General features: G+C 67.1%; 18 protein-coding genes and 1 pseudogene. 13 read left to right on the forward strand and 6 right to left on the reverse strand.

Annotation, left to right across the window (positions count from 1 at the left end):
- Positions 1–109 precede the first annotated feature (109 nt).
- A complete protein-coding gene (locus MKK88_RS27885) occupies positions 110–2,098 on the reverse strand; it encodes a hybrid sensor histidine kinase/response regulator (RefSeq protein WP_244005636.1) in 1,989 nt (662 codons plus the stop codon).
- Between the two features lie 381 nt (positions 2,099–2,479).
- On the opposite strand from MKK88_RS27885, the gene MKK88_RS27890 reads away from it, so the two are divergent.
- The 3 genes from MKK88_RS27890 (at position 2,480) to MKK88_RS27900 (ending at position 4,599) form a co-directional block, all read left to right on the forward strand.
- Positions 2,480–2,716 (forward strand): hypothetical protein, encoded by a 237-nt coding sequence (locus MKK88_RS27890; protein WP_244005638.1) that lies wholly within the window; start codon positions 2,480–2,482, stop codon positions 2,714–2,716.
- A 78-nt stretch (positions 2,717–2,794) separates the two neighbouring features.
- A complete protein-coding gene (locus MKK88_RS27895) occupies positions 2,795–3,679 on the forward strand; it encodes a cytochrome b/b6 domain-containing protein (RefSeq protein WP_409566720.1) in 885 nt (294 codons plus the stop codon).
- Positions 3,676–4,599, forward strand: a complete 924-nt coding sequence (locus MKK88_RS27900) for a molybdopterin-binding protein (RefSeq protein WP_243931474.1) — start codon at positions 3,676–3,678, stop codon at positions 4,597–4,599. The genes MKK88_RS27895 and MKK88_RS27900 overlap by 4 nt, the downstream gene beginning before the upstream one ends.
- A 30-nt stretch (positions 4,600–4,629) precedes the next feature.
- Here MKK88_RS27900 and MKK88_RS27905 read toward each other — a convergent pair whose 3' ends face one another.
- The 3 genes from MKK88_RS27905 to MKK88_RS27915 all read right to left on the reverse strand — a co-directional run bounded on the left by MKK88_RS27905 (position 4,630) and on the right by MKK88_RS27915 (position 7,283).
- The gene (locus tag MKK88_RS27905; RefSeq protein WP_243931475.1) at positions 4,630–5,307 is read right to left on the reverse strand and encodes a haloacid dehalogenase type II; all 678 of its coding nucleotides are present in this window, start codon (positions 5,305–5,307) and stop codon (positions 4,630–4,632) included.
- 269 nt (positions 5,308–5,576) lie between these two features.
- Entirely contained in the window at positions 5,577–5,990 is a 414-nt protein-coding gene (locus tag MKK88_RS27910; protein WP_243931476.1) for an ester cyclase, read from the reverse strand.
- 213 nt (positions 5,991–6,203) lie between these two features.
- Complete coding sequence (locus MKK88_RS27915) at positions 6,204–7,283, reverse strand: molybdopterin-dependent oxidoreductase (protein WP_244005640.1); 1,080 nt, start codon at positions 7,281–7,283, stop codon at positions 6,204–6,206.
- Between the two features lie 732 nt (positions 7,284–8,015).
- On the opposite strand from MKK88_RS27915, the pseudogene MKK88_RS27920 reads away from it, so the two are divergent.
- From MKK88_RS27920 to MKK88_RS27935, 4 genes and pseudogenes are all read left to right on the forward strand, one after another.
- Positions 8,016–8,234: pseudogene (locus MKK88_RS27920) on the forward strand (IS630 family transposase); the annotation flags it as partial.
- A 415-nt stretch (positions 8,235–8,649) separates the two neighbouring features.
- Positions 8,650–10,545 carry a hypothetical protein gene (locus MKK88_RS27925; RefSeq protein WP_243931478.1) on the forward strand — a complete coding sequence of 632 codons (1,896 nt, stop codon included), beginning with the start codon at positions 8,650–8,652 and terminating at the stop codon, positions 10,543–10,545.
- Positions 10,546–10,786: 241 nt separating this feature from the next.
- Positions 10,787–11,092 carry a hypothetical protein gene (locus tag MKK88_RS27930; RefSeq protein WP_243931479.1) on the forward strand — a complete coding sequence of 102 codons (306 nt, stop codon included), beginning with the start codon at positions 10,787–10,789 and terminating at the stop codon, positions 11,090–11,092.
- A gap of 19 nt (positions 11,093–11,111) precedes the next feature.
- Positions 11,112–11,333, forward strand: a complete 222-nt coding sequence (locus MKK88_RS27935; RefSeq protein ID WP_244005643.1) for a hypothetical protein — start codon at positions 11,112–11,114, stop codon at positions 11,331–11,333.
- A gap of 303 nt (positions 11,334–11,636) precedes the next feature.
- Here MKK88_RS27935 and MKK88_RS27940 read toward each other — a convergent pair whose 3' ends face one another.
- A complete protein-coding gene (locus MKK88_RS27940) occupies positions 11,637–11,804 on the reverse strand; it encodes a hypothetical protein (RefSeq protein WP_244005644.1) in 168 nt (55 codons plus the stop codon).
- Positions 11,805–11,836: 32 nt separating this feature from the next.
- Here MKK88_RS27940 and MKK88_RS27945 point away from each other — a divergent pair, with 32 nt between their 5' ends.
- Positions 11,837–12,667, forward strand: a complete 831-nt coding sequence (locus MKK88_RS27945; RefSeq protein ID WP_244005646.1) for a hypothetical protein — start codon at positions 11,837–11,839, stop codon at positions 12,665–12,667.
- 240 nt (positions 12,668–12,907) lie between these two features.
- Positions 12,908–13,135 carry a hypothetical protein gene (locus MKK88_RS27950; protein WP_244005648.1) on the forward strand — a complete coding sequence of 76 codons (228 nt, stop codon included), beginning with the start codon at positions 12,908–12,910 and terminating at the stop codon, positions 13,133–13,135.
- A 151-nt stretch (positions 13,136–13,286) separates the two neighbouring features.
- Here the strand turns inward: MKK88_RS27950 and MKK88_RS27955 are convergent, their stop codons facing one another.
- Complete coding sequence (locus MKK88_RS27955) at positions 13,287–13,811, reverse strand: hypothetical protein (protein WP_244005650.1); 525 nt, start codon at positions 13,809–13,811, stop codon at positions 13,287–13,289.
- Between the two features lie 289 nt (positions 13,812–14,100).
- Here MKK88_RS27955 and MKK88_RS27960 point away from each other — a divergent pair, with 289 nt between their 5' ends.
- The 4 genes from MKK88_RS27960 to MKK88_RS27975 all read left to right on the forward strand — a co-directional run bounded on the left by MKK88_RS27960 (position 14,101) and on the right by MKK88_RS27975 (position 16,372).
- Positions 14,101–14,307: a hypothetical protein gene (locus tag MKK88_RS27960; RefSeq protein WP_244005652.1), complete on the forward strand. Its 207-nt coding sequence runs from the start codon at positions 14,101–14,103 to the stop codon at positions 14,305–14,307.
- Positions 14,300–15,091 (forward strand): exonuclease domain-containing protein, encoded by a 792-nt coding sequence (locus MKK88_RS27965; protein WP_244005654.1) that lies wholly within the window; start codon positions 14,300–14,302, stop codon positions 15,089–15,091. The genes MKK88_RS27960 and MKK88_RS27965 overlap by 8 nt, the downstream gene beginning before the upstream one ends.
- Positions 15,088–15,462, forward strand: a complete 375-nt coding sequence (locus MKK88_RS27970) for a hypothetical protein (protein ID WP_244005656.1) — start codon at positions 15,088–15,090, stop codon at positions 15,460–15,462. Before MKK88_RS27965 ends, MKK88_RS27970 begins: the two co-directional genes overlap by 4 nt.
- 73 nt (positions 15,463–15,535) lie before the next feature.
- On the forward strand, positions 15,536–16,372 hold the full coding sequence (locus MKK88_RS27975; RefSeq protein ID WP_244005657.1) for a hypothetical protein: 837 nt from the start codon (positions 15,536–15,538) through the stop codon (positions 16,370–16,372).
- Positions 16,373–16,519: the final 147 nt, after the last annotated feature.

Below are 16,519 nucleotides of genomic sequence, written 5' to 3' on the forward strand. Positions count from 1 at the left end.
CCCTCCGGGCAAGCCTATCGCCGTGGCAGTCCGACTGCCTCACCGGCGGAGGGATCGGTGCCACCTCCGGCGTATGAGCCGGATGGCATGCCCCACAACGGGTCGAGGATCATAGGACTCCCGATACGGCTGCAGTCGTGGTCGCATCCACGGCATTCGCCTGGCGGTTGTCGAGCTTGCGCAGCTCGGTGGCGATGTCCTGCAGGCTGGCGTCACCCTTACGCAGCACCTGGTCGGCCTCTGACAAGCGGTCGCGTTCCGCGGCCGTGACGTCACGCGCGCTGAGCACCACCACGGGGACCTCGGCGCATCCCGGCAGGTCGCGCAGGCTGTCGAGGAACGAGAAGCCGTCCATGACCGGCATGGTCAGATCCAGCAGCACGAGGCGCGGAACGCCATGCCGGACCTGGTCAAGGGCCTCGCAGCCGTTCCCGGCCTCGCGGACGCTCCAACCGTTGCGCTCCAGCACGGTTCGAAGGCGGTGGCGCATGTCGGCGTCGTCGTCGACCACGAGCACGTCGCCGTCCGCCGCCCGGAACTGGTCCAGGATCGTGCGGAGGCGCGTCCAGTCCACTGGCTTGGGTACCGCCTCGACCGCACCGAGGGATGCGCTTAAGGCCGCGTCGGCGACGAAGCTGACCATTACCACGGGGATGCCCGCCGTCTCCGGATCGGCCTTCAAGGCGGCGAGCACCGACCAACCATCCATCTCCGGCATCATCACGTCGAGCAGGATGGCCCGGGGACGGAGCGACTTGGCCAGCTCCAAACCGGTGCGTCCGTCGCCCGCCGTACGTACGGCGAAGCGCTGCCGTTCGAGGAACCGGGTCATCAATTCGCGCTGGTTGGCCTCGTCGTCGATGACCAGCACGAGATCGCCGATGCCGACCTGGTTCTCGGGTACCGTCGACGGTGCCTCGACGGCATGGTCCGGGGCGGCCGCGGGGATGCGTAGGGTGAAGGTCGTGCCCCGGCCCTCGACGCTGGCGACGGTGATGTCGCCGCCGAGCAGTTGCGCGAAGGCACGGCTCAGGGCCAGCCCGAGACCGGTCCCGCCGAACTTGCGCGTGGTGGTCTCGTCGGCCTGGGTGAAGCGCTCGAACAGGCGTCCGACCTGCTCCGCGCTCATCCCTATGCCCGTGTCCGCCACGCTGAATCGGAGCCAATCCGCGCCCGCATCCCTCTCGCGCGCGACCCGGAGGGTGATGGTACCGCCCTCGGTAAACTTGGCGGCGTTCGAGAGCAGGTTATATAGGCACTGACGCAGCTTCACCGCATCCGTTCGGGCCTGGCCGACGTCCGCCGCGACGTCCATCGCCAGCACGTTGCCCTTCTTCGCGACCAACGCCTCGACGGTGCCGGCGGCGTCGGTGGCGAAGGCCGCGATGTCGATGTCCTCCGGGTAGATTTCCATCTTCTCGGCCTCGACCTTCGAGAGGTCGAGCACGTCGTTGATCAACCCGAGCAAGTGCTGGGCGTTGGACTTAATCTTGCCGAGGTCCTTCAGCAGGCTGTCCTGGCCGAGCTCCTCCGCCTCCTCTTCGAGCATCTCGGAGTAGCCGATCACCGCGGACAGCGGCGTGCGCAATTCGTGGCTCATGTTGGCGAGGAAGCGGCTCTTCGCCCTGCTGTGCTCTTCCGCCGCCTCCCTGGCGGCCTCCGCCCGTGCGTTGGCCTCAGTCAGTTCCGCCTGTTTGCCGACGAGGACCCGGTTCGCGGCGTCGAGGCTTCCGAGTGTCACCTCGTTGCGAACGACGGACCTTCGCAGGGCGTCGCAGACCCAAACCATGACCGCGCCGACCGCCGCGTACTGGCAGAGGAGGGAGAGGTCGACGCCGCTGAGGCTCCCATCCCGGGTGTAGAACCACGTCGCGATCCCGGTCGACAGTGCCAGTGTCAGCACGCCGGCTTCCCGGCCGAAGGCGAGGCTCACCGCCAGCAGAACGGGTATGTAGAGCAGGAAGGGAGCGACGTAGGCCGGCGCCAGGAAGCGCACGAACGTCATGACGGCGATGGCCAGCACCGTCACCCCGTAGCGCACGGTGCTGGAGGGCCGGTGCCGGGACAGGGTGTTGATGAATCCGTACGAGCTGACCATCCCGGAGGAGTGTCATGCCGCGTTCGCTTTGCAAAGCGGGAGCGGTTCGTGAAGCAGGCTTCGATCCTTCGTAGGCCCCCGGGGAGTGTCTGCACCTTCGACCTCTCCGCCTGGCCTCGCGTGACCGGAAACTGGCCGCGTCGGCGTGAGTGGGCTGTCGGGGCCACCGGTCTGGTCTGAAACTTTCCTCTGCACGCCTCCGTACAAGTCGGCGTACGCCCGGCCTGGGCGCGGCGCGAGGCCCTGTCTCGACGTCGGCTTTGTCGTGTCCAGACGCTCCCACATAGCGATTTATATTCGATAAATCAGGAACTTGGTGGCGGCACCTTCTCTTCCCTCCTTGTGCGAAAGGGAATTTCTTCCCCGTACAGGAGAGATTGAATGAAGATCACCACCCTTGCCCTCGCCGCCTCGGTACTCGGCAGCCTCGCGTTCGGGGCTGGCGCCGCCTCCGCGGCCCCGATGGGCCCGAACGGTCTCCAGGCCGGCTCCTCTGCCGTCACCCAGGTCCGCATGGACCACAGCGAGCGAATGATGATGAAGAAGCGCATGATGCGGAAGCACATGATGAAGCGCCGCATGATGAAGAAGCGGATGATGATGAACCGCGGCATGTAATTCCGAGGCGCCGTGCGCTTCCGGAGGCCCCGCTTCAGGGGCCTCCGCCCTGGCCGTTCAGAGTGCGGGGAAGACCGTTTGGCTCGAACCTATCTGACCCGATCAGCACCCGAGGCCGGTGAAGTCGAGCGACGCCGCTGGATGTTCCGCCATCCCCTCGTCATCCGGGTCACCCACTGGGTGAACGCGGTCTGCCTGCTGGTTCTACTGATGAGCGGCCTGCAGATCTTCAACGCCCATCCGGCGTTGTACTGGGGCAAGGTCTCGACCTTCGACGCGCCGCTGCTGGCGATGTCCTCGACCGAGGACGACCCGCCGAAGGGCGTCACGACGGTCCTGGGGCGGACTTTCGACACCAACGGTGTTCTGGGTTCCTCGACCGGCGCAGACGGTGAGGCGGCAGACCGCGGCTTCCCAGCCTGGGCGACCTTGCCGAGCGACCAGGACCTCACCGGCGGCCGTTCCTGGCACTTCTTCTTCGCCTGGACCTTCGTCCTGAACGGCCTCGCCTACCTTCTCTACGGTCTGGTCAGCGGGCAGCTGCGGTTCCGGGTGATCCCGTCGCGTGACCAGATACGGCATTTCGGCGCGTCGATCTGGAAGCACCTGACGCTGCGCTTCCCTCAAGGAGACGAGGCCAAGCGCTACAACGTCATCCAGAAGCTCACCTACCTCGTCGTGCTGTTCGTCCTCCTGCCGGTGCAGGTGCTGGCCGGGCTCGCGATGTCCCCGGCGATGGACGCGGCGTTCCCCTTCCTGCTGACGCTGTTCGACGGACGCCAGTCGGCCCGCACGGTCCACTTCGTCGTTGCGGCCCTGCTGGTCCTGTTTGTAGTCGTGCACGTCGTCCTGATCCTGCTATCGGGCTTCCGGAACAAAATGCGCGGGATGCTCACCGGGTGGTTCGTGATCGAGCGCAAGGTCGAGCCGGCCGTCTCCGCCGGAGGAGAACCCCGGTCATGAGCCGCTTACCCAACCGACGCGCCCTCCTGCTGGGGGCTTCCGCTAACGCCGCGGCGGCCATGCTCGGGGGCTGCGACCGCCTCGGCAACGCGGAGTGGTTCCAGCGCACGCTTAAGACGGGCGAGGACGCCAACCTGTTCGTACAGCGCCTGCTCCTGGGCAAGGCGACGCTGGCACCGGAATACGCCGAGGCCGACATCTCGCCGTGGTTCAAGCCGAACGGCACCGAGGACCCACCGGACAAGGCCTACAAGGCCCTGGCGAAGGGCAAGTTCGCCAAGTACCACCTGGTGGTCGGAGGCCTCGTGGAGGCGCCTCTCAAGCTGTCCCTGGCCGAACTCCGCCAGCTTCCCGCCCGCACCCAGATCACCCGGCACGACTGCGTCGAGGGCTGGAGCGCCATCGGCAAATGGACCGGAGTGCCCGTCGCCGAACTGCTCGACCTCGCCAAGCTCAAGCCGCAGGCGCGCTACGTGGTGTTCCACTGCGCCGACACCATGGACCAGGGCAGTTCGCTCGAAGGCGGGGAAGACGACGGGGAGGCCGACGAGGTCCCTGCCGGCAACGCCAACCCGAGCATGACCAAGCAGTCGGGCGGCGACGAGAGCAAGAAGGACTCCGGCGGCCAGCAGGCGGCGGATGACGACGCGGCCAGCGGCGGGACGCCGGTGCGGTTCTACGAGAGCATCGACCTGGTCGACGCTTTCCATCCGCAGACCATCCTCGCCTACGAGATGAACGGGGAGGCGCTTCCCGTGTCGAACGGCGCCCCGCTGCGCCTGAGGGTCGAGCGCAACCTCGGCTACAAGCAGGCGAAGTACGTGATGCGGATCGAGGTGGTCGAGAGCTTCGCCAACATCGGCGAGGGCAAGGGCGGTTACTGGGAGGACCAGGGCTACGCCTGGTATGCCGGCATCTGAGGCGGCGACGACGCAACGTCGGCGTTCACGCTATCCCTCGATGCGGACCATCTTCGAGGATACATCCAGCAGGGTTTCTCCGATGACATCCGGCCTTTGCAGCACCGCTGAGTACGGCCGCCCACGAGCGACGCAGCCGGACATCAACCCAGCGACCTTGGCGCCATGCAGGTCCCAAGGGTGCGTCGCGATCAGGGCCATCTCGCCGGGTGCGACGCCTGCGGCCTGCGCCGCGTAGAGGTAGACCTCGCCACGCGGCTTCGAGAGCTTCACGTCCTCGACAGATAGAACCTGCTCGACCAGCCCATCCATGCCCGCCGCGGCAAGCAGCCCCTGCGTGGTCTTGGTGGCCCCATTGCTCAGCGCGAAGACCCTGATGCCGGCGTCAGCCAGGACCTGGAACGCGGCCCTCGCGTCCTGGTGCGGGGGTAGGGCCTTCATCATGTCGAGGACGGCATGCTTCTCCTTCGAGGAGGCTTCCAGGCCATGCATGGCGAGCAACTCGTCGAGGCACTCCGACAGGACGGACTGGAAGGGTGCGAAGGTGTTGGTCGCGGCGAGCGCGAAGGTGTCGCGCAAGCCGGTCGCGTAGAGAAGGTCCAGGGCCAGCGCCGGGAGGCCCAACGCCACCAGCGCGGGCCGCATCGGCTCCATGCTGAACACCGTACCGATGATGTCGAAGGCGACGACCTTGGGGCGACCGGGCATGGGTTTTCCGAATGCGATAGTCACGCGGGAACCGACGAGGACCAAAGGGTCTCACACCGAATCATCCATCCTGCGTCAGGGTGTCCGTCGCCGGATACGTACCAGGCCGCAGTGACCGGCCGGCCCATCGAAGAGCCGGCCCGTCTCGATCATCCCGCGGCCTCGGTCATGACGCCGACTAGGGAAAGCTTACCTGGTACCGGTGGAACCGTTGGCCGATCCGCCGAACGCAGCCTTGAGGTCACCGACAACGGCGGACGAGGAATTCGTCATCCCTCGATGGCACCGATCTGCTTGAGGATGCCGAGCTCGTCGGAGGAACCCCACCGCTCGACCATCTTGCCTTCGACGAAGCGACCGATCTGCATGCCGCGGACCTTGATGGCCTTCCCGGTCGGCTTATGGCCGTTGAAGTCGCCCTGGTGCGTGCCGGTGAGCGTGTAGGCGAAGGCGACGTCGTCCCCGTCCGCGACTAGCTTCTCCACCTCGACCTGCATGTCGGGAAAGGCGGAGCGGAGCTGCGTGAAGAACGCTTGGTATCCCTCGGGACCCATGTGCTGGCCCGGCGCCGGGTCGTGATCGTGGCAATCCGGGGCGACGACCTCGGGGAAAGCATCGAACCGGCCGCCGTTTACGAATTCGCCGAATTTCTCGGTGGCCTGGATGCTGGTCTCGCGGGACATGGTGTTCCTTGGGGCTTGGATGCGGCGAACCGGCGTCCGGCATCTTGACACACGGTAAACTCCCGCCGCGGTCGGATGTTGCTGGTGCCGCACACGACCGGGTCGAGATGACGGCTGGGCATTACGGCGGATCGTGGCGGGATGCTGGATCGACCGCTGGCGGGGACGTCGTCCACGAAGGCGGATGGAGTCGGCATACCGTGTCACCCGTTCCTAGGTGACGTTCACCCGCACCCGGTGCCAACAGGCGCATAGGTAGCCCTTGTGGTTCCAGGTCTCGTCCGGCAGTGCCGGCTGCGTCTGGCCCGCTTCGTCCCACGCGCGCACGACGAGCTCATGCTCGCCGGGAGGCAGGTCGAAGTCCGCGCTCCAGAACGTCCAGGCGAACGGGGCGTCGGCCTCGTGTTCGAGTTCGGCCTGCACCCAGGACCGGCCGCCGTTCCCGGAGACGTCGACGCGCACGATGGCCCGGTCGCCGCTTACCGCGTAGCCCCGGACCCTGTTGTCCCCTGACGTGAGGGTGGCCCCGGACCCGGGCTCGCAGATCGCCGAGTTCAGCGGCATCGTGTCGATGGTGTGCCCGTTGGCCGGATCGGCGGTCTCGGCGTTCACGTCGGCCGGGTACAGCTTGTAATCGCCGGCCTGGATCGGGTTGTCCGAGGGGTGGTCCTGGACGCTCAGTCGCCGGAGCCATTTGGGGCTGCGCACGCCGGCGAAGCCCGGCACCACCGCGCGGACCGGAAAGCCGTGCTCCGGGAGCAAGGCTTCGCCGTTCATGGCGTAGGCCAGCAGGGTCTCGGGCGCCATGGCTTTGGCGAGCGGGATCGAGGCTCCGTAATGGTGACCTTCGACCGTGTCGTGGCTCTCGAAAGCGACATGGAGGGCCATGCGCTCGGCGACCCCCGCCGCGCGCAGGACGTCGCCGAGCCGTACCCCGGTCCATTCGGCGGTGCCGGTGGCGCCGGCGTCCCACGGGTCGCCCGTCACCGGTGCCACCGCCCGCATGTCGGCGCGGCGATTGCCAGCGCACTGCATCGTGGCGGTGACCGTGGTTTCCAAGAAGCGGGTCCGCAGTTCGGATAGCGACAACTGAAGCATGGTACCGGTTCCGCCATCAACGGTGAGGCGCCAGTTCGCCTCGTCGAGATCCGGTAGATCGCCGTGCGAGCGGACGTAGAAGTCCTTTGCCGGCGTCCGGTAGGCGGCCCGCAATCGGTCGAGGGGCGGTTCGGCGTTGTAGGGTTGGTCGCCGTGGACCATCAGGCGTGCCTTCCGCTCGCTCAGGCTCGACATTGGTGCTCCAGTGCGGGTGAGGTCACTGGAGTGAACGCGCCGGCGACGGGAAGGGTCATTCGGCCATCCACGGGCCAGGGCGGCGGCAGCACTGCGCAACCGCTGGGTTCGGTCGAGCCTTCGCCGAACGTCGCAAGGACCCTCGCGGACCGACCTTTTCCGAGCCGTTTCTCGTGCCCAACCGAAAAAAAGCTGAGTCCCGCCCCGGGGATCGATGGTTTGGACGGACCGTTATGGGCGGTCTGGTCTATCCTTTCGTGTTTGTATTTTGCCTCGCTCACGATTTAACCAAGATAGTCGTGCTTTCGCCCTATTCGCGTGCCAAAAATGAATATTTCCACTAGTTATTCGGGCGCATTGCTCTTGTTGCAATACAGTCAGTTTTGCAAGAACATAATGCAAAAGGGCCCAGCTCGTTAGCACGAGTTGGGCCCTTTATTCCGCGCGTAAGCACGGTGCTGCTTCAATGATCGCCTTAAGGGCGAGCAGTGGGTCATCCGCGATAACGCACGGTCGACCGGTCCCGAGAGATGGCCAGGCAGCGGTTTTATAATACCCCAAATCGTTCGATCGTCAAATTGTTGTTTAATCTATGCTTAATATAGCTTTAATGACGCACAATTGCGGTGTCGCTATAACTAGAGCGTTTTCGGTTTGAGCTGAATCGGATGGCTGGGGCTCACGCACGGCTGCTGGGCTGATTCAATGCGCGATCCAGGTTAGGAGCATGGCATGGGCCGAACCTACAGCCAGGATCTGCGTGAGCGGGTAGTGGACGCGGCAGGCGCGACTTCGCGCCAGCAAGCGGCCAAGCGCTTCGGGGAGGGGGCTGCGACAGCGGTCCGCTGGATGACGGCACTGGCCACGACCGGCATAGTGGCGGCCCGGCCCCAAGAGCGGGCACACCGCTCCAAGCTCGATCCGCACGAGGCGTTCCTGCGCGGCCTGATCGCCATGACCGAATTCCGCCTGGCCGCAATCCACGCGTTTCATCATTGGCGGTCCAAAATTGCCATGGGCTCTATGTAATTTTCCATGGCAACGGGAGAGACTACGGGCAGCTGGGAGCGGCGACCCAAGAAAATTAATACTTAGCTCCTGAAACGGTCAGGGAGACCGTCTCTGGAGGTTTCGGTGGCTCAGGGGTCTTGGGACTATCCGGCATTCGGACTCAGGGTGATCCCCATGGCCAGATCGCCGTCTCGCTGGGGACGACACCTGCTTGCCCCTAACGCTTGGAGTCGGGGTCGCGCGAGGGTGCGCGTGGCTCCCGGTGCCCTTGTTCGAGGCGGGACCACAGGGGACGATGGACTGTCGCGTCGGGTGTGGTGCCCCGGCGAGCCGACGTGCCCGCCGAGAGGACCTCATGCATTCCGAGTACGTCCGAGGGTCGGACGCCTCACTCAGCTACCGATGGAGGGCCGACCCGGCCGCCATTGAGCGCCTCGGCTTGACGCCGGGCCGCACCGCAGACGACCGGCGAGTTCAGGCGAGCATCATTGCCTCCCTTCGCATCGAGGCCGACGGCCAGAACCGGCGCGTCTCCTATTCCCGGTCTAGCGACTTTTACGACGTCCCGGGCCGGTACCGGGACACGCCGTACACGAAGGCCCGCGTGTGCAGGACCATCGACCGTCTGGCAAAGGCCGGCCTCGTCGACAACTTTGTGCAGGTCGCCGGCGCCCACCTCCATCCCGACGAGGCCAAGCGCATCCAGAGCGCGGCAAGGGCCTATCCGGCCCTCTTAGCACGCCTGGGCGACACACCCCTGGAGTACAACCGCCGCCGCTGCTCGCTCATCCTCCGGGACGACACCGGCGGGCTCGTCGACTTCGCGGACACGCAGCGGACCGAACGCCTCCGCGCCGGCGTGGACCGCATCAACGGCTGGCTGGGAACCATGGACGTCACGGTGTCCCCGGACGCCGACCAGGCGAACTGGAGGCGCAGCGCGCACCACCTGCACGCCCGGAAGGTCAAGGGCAACAGCAGCGAGACGTGGGCCTGCACGCTGCCAACTCCCACCCCCGAGGTGGTGCGGATATTCAGCCGGTCGAGCTTCGATGCCCACGGCCGGTACTACGGCTGGTGGCAGGGCCTGCCCAAGGCCAGGCGGAATGAACTGCTCATCAACGGTGAGGTCTGCATCGAGCCCGACTTCCAGTGGCTGCATCCGACCCTGCTGTACGCCATGGCCGGCGAGGTCATCGCCCACGACCCCTACACCACGGGCTACTGGCCACGGGCGGCCGGGAAGTTAGCCTTCAACACCGCCGTCAACGCCCGCACCATCCCTGAAGCCATCGGGGCCCTACTGGGCAAGCGCGCCGAGGTCGGAGACGACGGCGAGCCCGTGTGGCGATACGGGGCCAGGCAGACCGCCCGCATCCTGGAAGACATCCGGGAGGCCAACCGGCCCATCGCCCACCTGTTCGGGTCCGATGCCGGCGTGAGGCTGATGCGCATCGACAGCGACATGGCGACGGCGGTCATGGAGGGGTGCAGGAATGCGGGGGTGCCGTGCCTCCCGGTCCACGATTCCTTCCTCACCCCGGCCCGAACCGAGGGTGTCGTGACCGCGAAAATGGCGGAGGTTTTGACCGCCGCCAGCAACCAACTATATCGAGGTATTACAAGGGGTTCGCTTCGAACCATCCTACATAATGAGGGAGGGGGGTCGTTCCCGGCCTCTCCGGCCTCCCCGGTGGGACCTCCCCCAGCCCCCCGGGTCACTCCTCCGGAACCCCCAACCTCCGCCTCCGCCGGACCTGTCTCTGTAGACCCCGGTTCCGTATCTCCGACCCCTATAGGAGGCCCTGTATCAAGAACCTCGGTCCAGCTAGACCATGACCTCGCGGTGGCCTTCCTCACGGACCTCGGTCACGACCCTCGTAGTCAAGAACCTTCGAAACCCGCGCCGGTTGTCCAGCCAGCCCCGGCTAGGCCCCTCGCGCGTCAAAGGCGGAACCACCCACGGTCCAAAATTGAGGGGCCTGTGCGGCCTTCCCTGGACCTGACCTCCGCCTCGTCCATCCTCGTCCCGCCCCCAGAGTACCCCGTGTCCCTTCCTCACGACCCTCCACCCCTCCCACGCCGGTCATGGGAGGACTGTCGACGACCCTCGGTCTGGCAGGTCACGGAACCCGACGGCACGGTCCGGGCTGGCGACCCTGAGTTCATGGCGGCCCGGGCGGCCGAGATCCGGGCCATGGGCTACGACCCGCATCGGCCGAGACCACCGAAGATCGCCCCGGGTCTGTAGCGGCGCGCCGTTGTGGCCGGCGTCGCAGGGTGTATAGTGTCGGCACCCCTCGGCGGGGCGACTGCACCACGGTCGAGACGCCCTGGCACGGCGTATGGTCGATACCAGCACGTGCCGGGGCGTCGCCGTTTCAAGCCCCGCTCTATGTCCGAAAAAACCGCATGATGGTCTTTTCGTGTATAGAGGCGGCCCCGATGTCCCTTGCGACTGGGGGTGGCATCATCCCGGCATGAACATTCCCATGCCTGTCTCCGAGCCCGCCCGCTCCCTTGCCCGCGTTATCGCCGCCGCAAAGACACGGGCTTGGCGGGAGGCGCGCAAGGCCGAGGCCGACGCGGACGCAGCCATCGTCCGGGGCCTCGTGAAGGCGCTCGACGGCCATCTCTCGCCCGAGGGCCGGATGAAGTGCAGGAACGGGGCCGTCACCGTCCATCAGGTCGTCGTCGAGGCGATGGCGGGCCTCTCCATCGCGAGCGGCCTCGATGCCGCCGTCGCCAGGGACCGGGTCATCGCCCGTCTCACGGTAGCCGCCACGCCTCGCAACTGACCGACCGAATCGCGGGCACGTGCTACGCTGTCCCCGGCTGTCTTCGGCCTTCACCTCGGGCTCCGTCGCGTCGCCTCGCCCCGGGGCCCTCCTTCCCCCAGGAGTCTCGGCCGACGTCACCGACGACGACCTGATCGTCGCCTCCCGGCCCGCCTTCGCTGTCACCCGCAACTCGTCCTCGGGCACGCACCCCGAGATCGAGGGGCGGGTCGAGTGGTCCGCGGAATTCGAGGAGTTCTGACGTGCTGCACCTCGTCCACCTCGCGGGCCTGCTGGACCAAGTCACCGACGTCATGCTGGAGGGCGCGCTCTGCGTCCTGGAGTACAAGCTCGTCCAGCGCCGCAACCAAGAGGCGGATGCCTCCGTCCGGATCAGGAATTTGGGCCTTAGCCTGCTGACCCGCTCATCGAACGTCGCGGTCGTCGACAGCCCCGACGGGACTGTCGCCAACGGGCGCATCCTGTGCCGGGCCCGCGTCGTGGCCGCCCCGAAGTCGTTGACCGGCTACGAGGCGACGCTGGAGCTCAAGTGCAACCCGGCGTCCTACCAGGGCGACCTCCAGGCGGCCGCGAACGCGGCGTGCGCCGGCGCGGCCATCCCGCCCTGGACCGTCCGCGTCGTCCCCCAGCCCGATTCGGGCGTCATCGGCGTCGTGTTCACCGGCACGCCCGGCTCCGTGGCCTCATGGGGCAACTTGCGGGTCGGGGCCATTGAGGGTGCGGTCGTTCTTCCAGGAGGACCTGGTGCGCAGCGTCTACGCGCGCGTCTCCTGGAGCACCATCAACGCGGCGAACGCCTTGTTGGTGCTGACCCTGCCGGCGACGGTGGCCGCGGCGGCCCGGGCGGCGGCCCAGGCGGGCTCGTACGCACTCGTCGGCGTATCGGGCGACAACGACCCCTCGCACGGGGCGTTCTACACCTACGGCGTCGTCATGCGCCTCGTCCCGGGCCTCGACGGCTCCGTGGACGTCTACGAGAACCTCGCGGTGATGCCCCTCGTGTACGACGGCGCCCCGTTTGCGACCCAGCGTGGTACGTACAGCGATACGTATACGTACGCGGTCGGCGACACCGTGTTTTACCCGGCCACCGCTACGTATTATCGCCTGATGCAGCCGACCCCGGCAGCCTCGAAGGCTGACAGGCCGGTGCTGGCGGCGGACGGCACGGTGTCGGTCCCGTGGACCCCGGTGTCCGTCCCCGGCTACAGGGCCATACGTATGAGGGCTGACGGCCTTCCGGCCGCCGGGCAGGTCCTGTTCCGCGAGGTGATGGACCGGTTCGGGACGTTCGGCGCCATGCTGCTGCCAGTGAACGCCCCGGGGGCTGGCCCGAACCCCCTGCTGCGTTCGAAGGTGGCCGCAAAGGCTCAGGCGGCCTTCACGCTGCAGGTGAACGGGGTTGTCGTCGGGTATGCCGTCTTCCCTGCAGGCAAGACCATCGCGGGGTTCTCGACGGTGGGCAGCAAGAGCGTCCAAGTGAACCTCGGCGACATCGTCGAAGTGTTCGCGCCGACCACGCAGGACGCGCCCCTCAGCGACGTCCTGGGGTTCCTCAACCTGACGGTCTACTAGACGTACGACCTGCGCTGACTTTCCGTTACAGTTCCCCTGACTTTCCGTTACACAACCGAAATGTAACGGGGCGGACCACTGGTTACGTATGGGACCCCTGCAGCGCGCTTCCAGGGCTCCCCGTACGAACGCCGTCATCCACAGGCCGTTACGACACCGGCAAACATCCCCTCTGGTTCCCCTCGACATCGCGGCCCAGATGCCGATCCCTGGGCGACTAGGAGCGGCGGGGAGGCGGACATGAGGCCAGACGATTTCGGGACCGGCGCGGAAAACATCTGCCAGGGCATCGCGGCAATCCTGGCGAGCCGCGCCATCGACGCCCGGGCCGCGACCGCCGCCCGGATGACGGACGAGCTCGCCGCCCGGATCATCCTGCAGCGCTGTCAGGCCAAGGGTCGCATTGCCCAGCAGAGGGCTGACGGGGAGCGTCGGCGGAGGATGATCCTGGCCGGCGGGGGTCGGTAGCATCCCGTGAGCATCTCTGAGCATCACGTATGTGCACAGGGAAAGGCACCACCCCTGAAATGCAGTCATCCCCAAAATAATTGGGTGCAGCATCGGACAGCAAAAAGCCCGCCCTGGGATGCCGGGGCGGGCTTCGTCGTTTCCGGTGTTGTCAGGCGGCAAGCTTCTCGTCCAAGTCGGCCAGCAAGTCCTCGATGACTGCCAGCGAGAACGCTCGGTTGCTCTCAGCGATATCCTCCGGCCGCGTTCCGTCCCGGATGTCCAGGTACGCATCGAGGACGCGGGCGCCGTGCTGGGCAGGCGTGGGGACGACCGGGAGGCCGGGAATCGTGTCGACGCCGCGAAGGTGCCTGCCGATGCGGTCGGGGTATTTGGAGGCCAGCTTCATGCGCTCCTCCCTGGTCAGTTCCTGCACGTACCATTCCTGATGCGCCGGCAGCGGCTTCGTGCCCTCTTCGCCGGCGAACGGTGCGATCAGCGCCAGGGCCGCCAGACCGGTCTCTTCGTCCGTCGTGAGCGCGGCGACCGGCGGCTCGACGGCGTCGGCTTCGGCGAATGCTTCCGCGACGTCCGGCGCCGGCCCGCCCATGACGGCTCTCGCGACGCGCCAGGTCCACCGGCATCCGTCCCAGACGAGCGCGGGCGTCATCGCCAACGCCGCCATCACCATCAGCATGAACCTACGCATTCCGACCTCCCGTTGCGTCCAGGGAAATGTTGCGCCCAGGGTTTGCCAGCCACAAGGGGCCTTCAAAAGTGTTTCGCACACAGTTCGGCCTGCAAGCATCAGCGACAGCTTCGAGACAGCAGGCATGCAGAACGCCGGTGTTCGAAAGTGTAACGGATTGTCAGGAAACTGCGACAATCTGTACGCGTGAAACCTGCGAAGCGGGTCTTCCGGCGGGACGAGATCGGTCGACATTGAAACGGGGAAGCGTCGAAGCTTTGTCGATTCGGAGGTCGTCATGGATCGTGAGGAAGTGCTCGCCCTGCTGCGCGAGAGCATAGACAGGGAGGGCGGCATCGCGGCTTGGGCGCGCCGCCATGCGGTGTCCGAGCAGTACACGCGGGACGTCGTTGCGCGGCGGCGCCCCCCGGGCCCGGGTATCCTGAAGTCCCTCGGCCTACAGCGGGACGCGGCGACGTACTCGGAGGTGCAGGCCCATGGCTGACGCCCCCGCCACCGCGCTGCATCCCGCCGACGAGCTCGGCTACGTCCGTGCCGAGTTGGCGTCCTGCGTCTCCCGTCAGCGACTTCTCTCCATCCGCGAGGAGGCCCTGACGACCGGCCTGGTCGCCGACCGCGAGGCTCGTGTCGGCGCGCTGCATCACGCCGTCGTCTCTCGCGTGCGCGGTCGGGACGTCGTCGACGTCGAGCGCCTCCCCGACCTCCAGCGCGTCCTCCTCCTCCTCCAGGGGCCCGTGGTCGTCGCAGACACGGAGACGACCGGCCTTCACGTGCTGGAAGGTGACCGGCTGATCACTGCGGCGTTCCTGCGCGTCCATCCCGACGCCGTCAGCGAGACGCCCCTTGAGATCATCGTGAACCCGGGCCGGGCGTCGTCCCCCGAGGCCGCGGCGGTCCACGGGCTGACGGAGGCCGACCTGCGCGACCGCGCGCCGTTCAGCTACTCGCACGCGCGCGCGATCATAGACGTGTGCCGCGGCGGCACCTTCGTCGCGCACAACGCACCGTTCGACGTCGGATTCCTGGACGCCGAGTTTGAGACGACCGGCCTCTATTTCACGGGCGTGCCGAGCGACGTCGTCGACACGCGCATCGTCTCGAAGCTCCTCTGGCCGGGCGAGAGTGGTTCTCTCGACGCCCTCGCGACGCGCCTCGGTGTCGACCGCGGGGGCCGGGACGTCCGGCACACCGCCCTCGGGGATGCCCGTCTCCTCGCGGCCTGCCTGCCCGGCCTCCGGGACGCGCTGCGCAGGTGGATAGCCCGATGAGCCGGTTCGGGATTCTGCTGGCCGCGCACGACGAGCGCCCGGGGATGCCGGCGCAGATCCATGTGCCGACAGAGAGGGAGATGCGAGCCATCTCCACGGCTGACCTGCGGATGATGCTTGCGCAGGCCTTCGCGGTGGCGAACGCGGTCGCGGACCGCCGGCGCGGCCACGGGCGGACCATGGCCGAGATCCATATCACCGCGGCCCAGGCCATCCTCAGGAAGGCGTCCCGGGACGCAATGCTAGCCCTCCAGGAGGCGCTCATCGAGCCGCGTCCCGGGGGCGACTGGTCGGATTTCCACAACGCCCCGGACGAGGAGCTCAGGGGCCCCCTTCGCCCCGTCCCTCCCGATCCGATCCCACGGGCCTGAACGGCTCGTTCGCCGACGCGCCGGGCGACAGCGGCCAACGACCCCTGCAACCACCCATGGAGCATCCCAACCAATGTTCGACCAGCTTCTCTCCGCCCTGTCCGGGTCCGCCTCGATTCCCGGAACGACCGGTAGGTCCGGCAAGGTCACCTTGACCGACCCGGACATCATCCTCGCCCGCCTCGCCCTGACGGCGAAGATCTACGCCGAACCGTGCCCGTTCCGACCCGGCCAACTCGTCACCCCGCGGTCCGACGGGAAGACCATCGGTTCGGGTTCTCCGCACGTCGTCGTCGAGGTGTTCGACGGTGAGACCCCGCTGCCTGGGCTGGACGAGGCTAGGTCGTGGAGCGCGCCTATCGTCCTGCGGGAGCCGACCGCGGACGCCAAGACCACCGCATCGGTGCAGTTCGGGCAGGTGCTCGACATGCGCGTCGCCACGTACCTCGAAGGCAATGCCGGCGTTGGAGCCTACGTCGTCGAGAGCCAGGACTTCGAGGCCTGGACGCCCGAGCACGAGGCGGCTTGGCGCGACCGTCTCGCAAAGGCCGCGGCCGGTCCGAAGCCAATGTCCCTGGCCGACGTCATCTCGGAACTGCGGGACCGGGCCGCCGGCAAGGAGGTCAAGGCCGACTGGAAGGAAGGCGACCTCGTCGAGCTTGTTACAGTCCGTGAGGGGTTGATGCCGGCGGTCGAGACAGAGGGCGTCCGCGTCGGTGTCGTCACCCGGGTCGACCCGTCTGATGGGACGACCAACGTCCTCTATCACGGGGCCGAGACCGGCAAGGTCGGCGGGGCCTGGTTCAAGAACCGCGACCTGCGGAAGTACGGGCCCCGTCCGACCGAGCCCGATGCGGCTGCGATAGCTGCCCTGCAGAACGTCCGGTCCCCCGCCGACGCCACCGCCTGAGAAGGCCGTCGCGCGCCAGGCGGCAGTGGCGCCCATCATCCCCAGCAACCCCGTCATCAGAGGAGCGCGCCATGGAGCGCATCAAGCCCACCATCAAGGTCACATGCGGAGACATCATCCGTGCCGCCTTCGCCCGCGCCTTCCAGA

The sequence above is a fragment of the Methylobacterium sp. E-005 genome, from assembly GCF_022829725.1.
Classification (GTDB): Bacteria; Pseudomonadota; Alphaproteobacteria; order Rhizobiales; family Beijerinckiaceae; genus Methylobacterium.

What these genes read in the sequence shown, in the direction of transcription:
- MKK88_RS27975 (WP_244005657.1), top strand. Translation starts at nt 15,536, where the DNA reads ATGTTCGACCAGCTTCTCTCCGCCCTGTCCGGGTCCGCCTCGATTCCC.
- MKK88_RS27960 (WP_244005652.1), top strand. Translation starts at nt 14,101, where the DNA reads ATGGATCGTGAGGAAGTGCTCGCCCTGCTGCGCGAGAGCATAGACAGG.
- MKK88_RS27925 (WP_243931478.1), top strand. Translation starts at nt 8,650, where the DNA reads ATGCATTCCGAGTACGTCCGAGGGTCGGACGCCTCACTCAGCTACCGA.
- MKK88_RS27955 (WP_244005650.1), bottom strand. Translation starts at nt 13,811, where the DNA reads ATGCTGATGGTGATGGCGGCGTTGGCGATGACGCCCGCGCTCGTCTGG.
- MKK88_RS27905 (WP_243931475.1), bottom strand. Translation starts at nt 5,307, where the DNA reads ATGCCCGGTCGCCCCAAGGTCGTCGCCTTCGACATCATCGGTACGGTG.
- MKK88_RS27915 (WP_244005640.1), bottom strand. Translation starts at nt 7,283, where the DNA reads ATGTCGAGCCTGAGCGAGCGGAAGGCACGCCTGATGGTCCACGGCGAC.
- MKK88_RS27950 (WP_244005648.1), top strand. Translation starts at nt 12,908, where the DNA reads ATGAGGCCAGACGATTTCGGGACCGGCGCGGAAAACATCTGCCAGGGC.
- MKK88_RS27930 (WP_243931479.1), top strand. Translation starts at nt 10,787, where the DNA reads ATGCCTGTCTCCGAGCCCGCCCGCTCCCTTGCCCGCGTTATCGCCGCC.
- MKK88_RS27940 (WP_244005644.1), bottom strand. Translation starts at nt 11,804, where the DNA reads ATGGCCCCGACCCGCAAGTTGCCCCATGAGGCCACGGAGCCGGGCGTG.
- MKK88_RS27890 (WP_244005638.1), top strand. Translation starts at nt 2,480, where the DNA reads ATGAAGATCACCACCCTTGCCCTCGCCGCCTCGGTACTCGGCAGCCTC.
- MKK88_RS27965 (WP_244005654.1), top strand. Translation starts at nt 14,300, where the DNA reads ATGGCTGACGCCCCCGCCACCGCGCTGCATCCCGCCGACGAGCTCGGC.
- MKK88_RS27910 (WP_243931476.1), bottom strand. Translation starts at nt 5,990, where the DNA reads ATGTCCCGCGAGACCAGCATCCAGGCCACCGAGAAATTCGGCGAATTC.
- MKK88_RS27885 (WP_244005636.1), bottom strand. Translation starts at nt 2,098, where the DNA reads ATGGTCAGCTCGTACGGATTCATCAACACCCTGTCCCGGCACCGGCCC.
- MKK88_RS27970 (WP_244005656.1), top strand. Translation starts at nt 15,088, where the DNA reads ATGAGCCGGTTCGGGATTCTGCTGGCCGCGCACGACGAGCGCCCGGGG.
- MKK88_RS27900 (WP_243931474.1), top strand. Translation starts at nt 3,676, where the DNA reads ATGAGCCGCTTACCCAACCGACGCGCCCTCCTGCTGGGGGCTTCCGCT.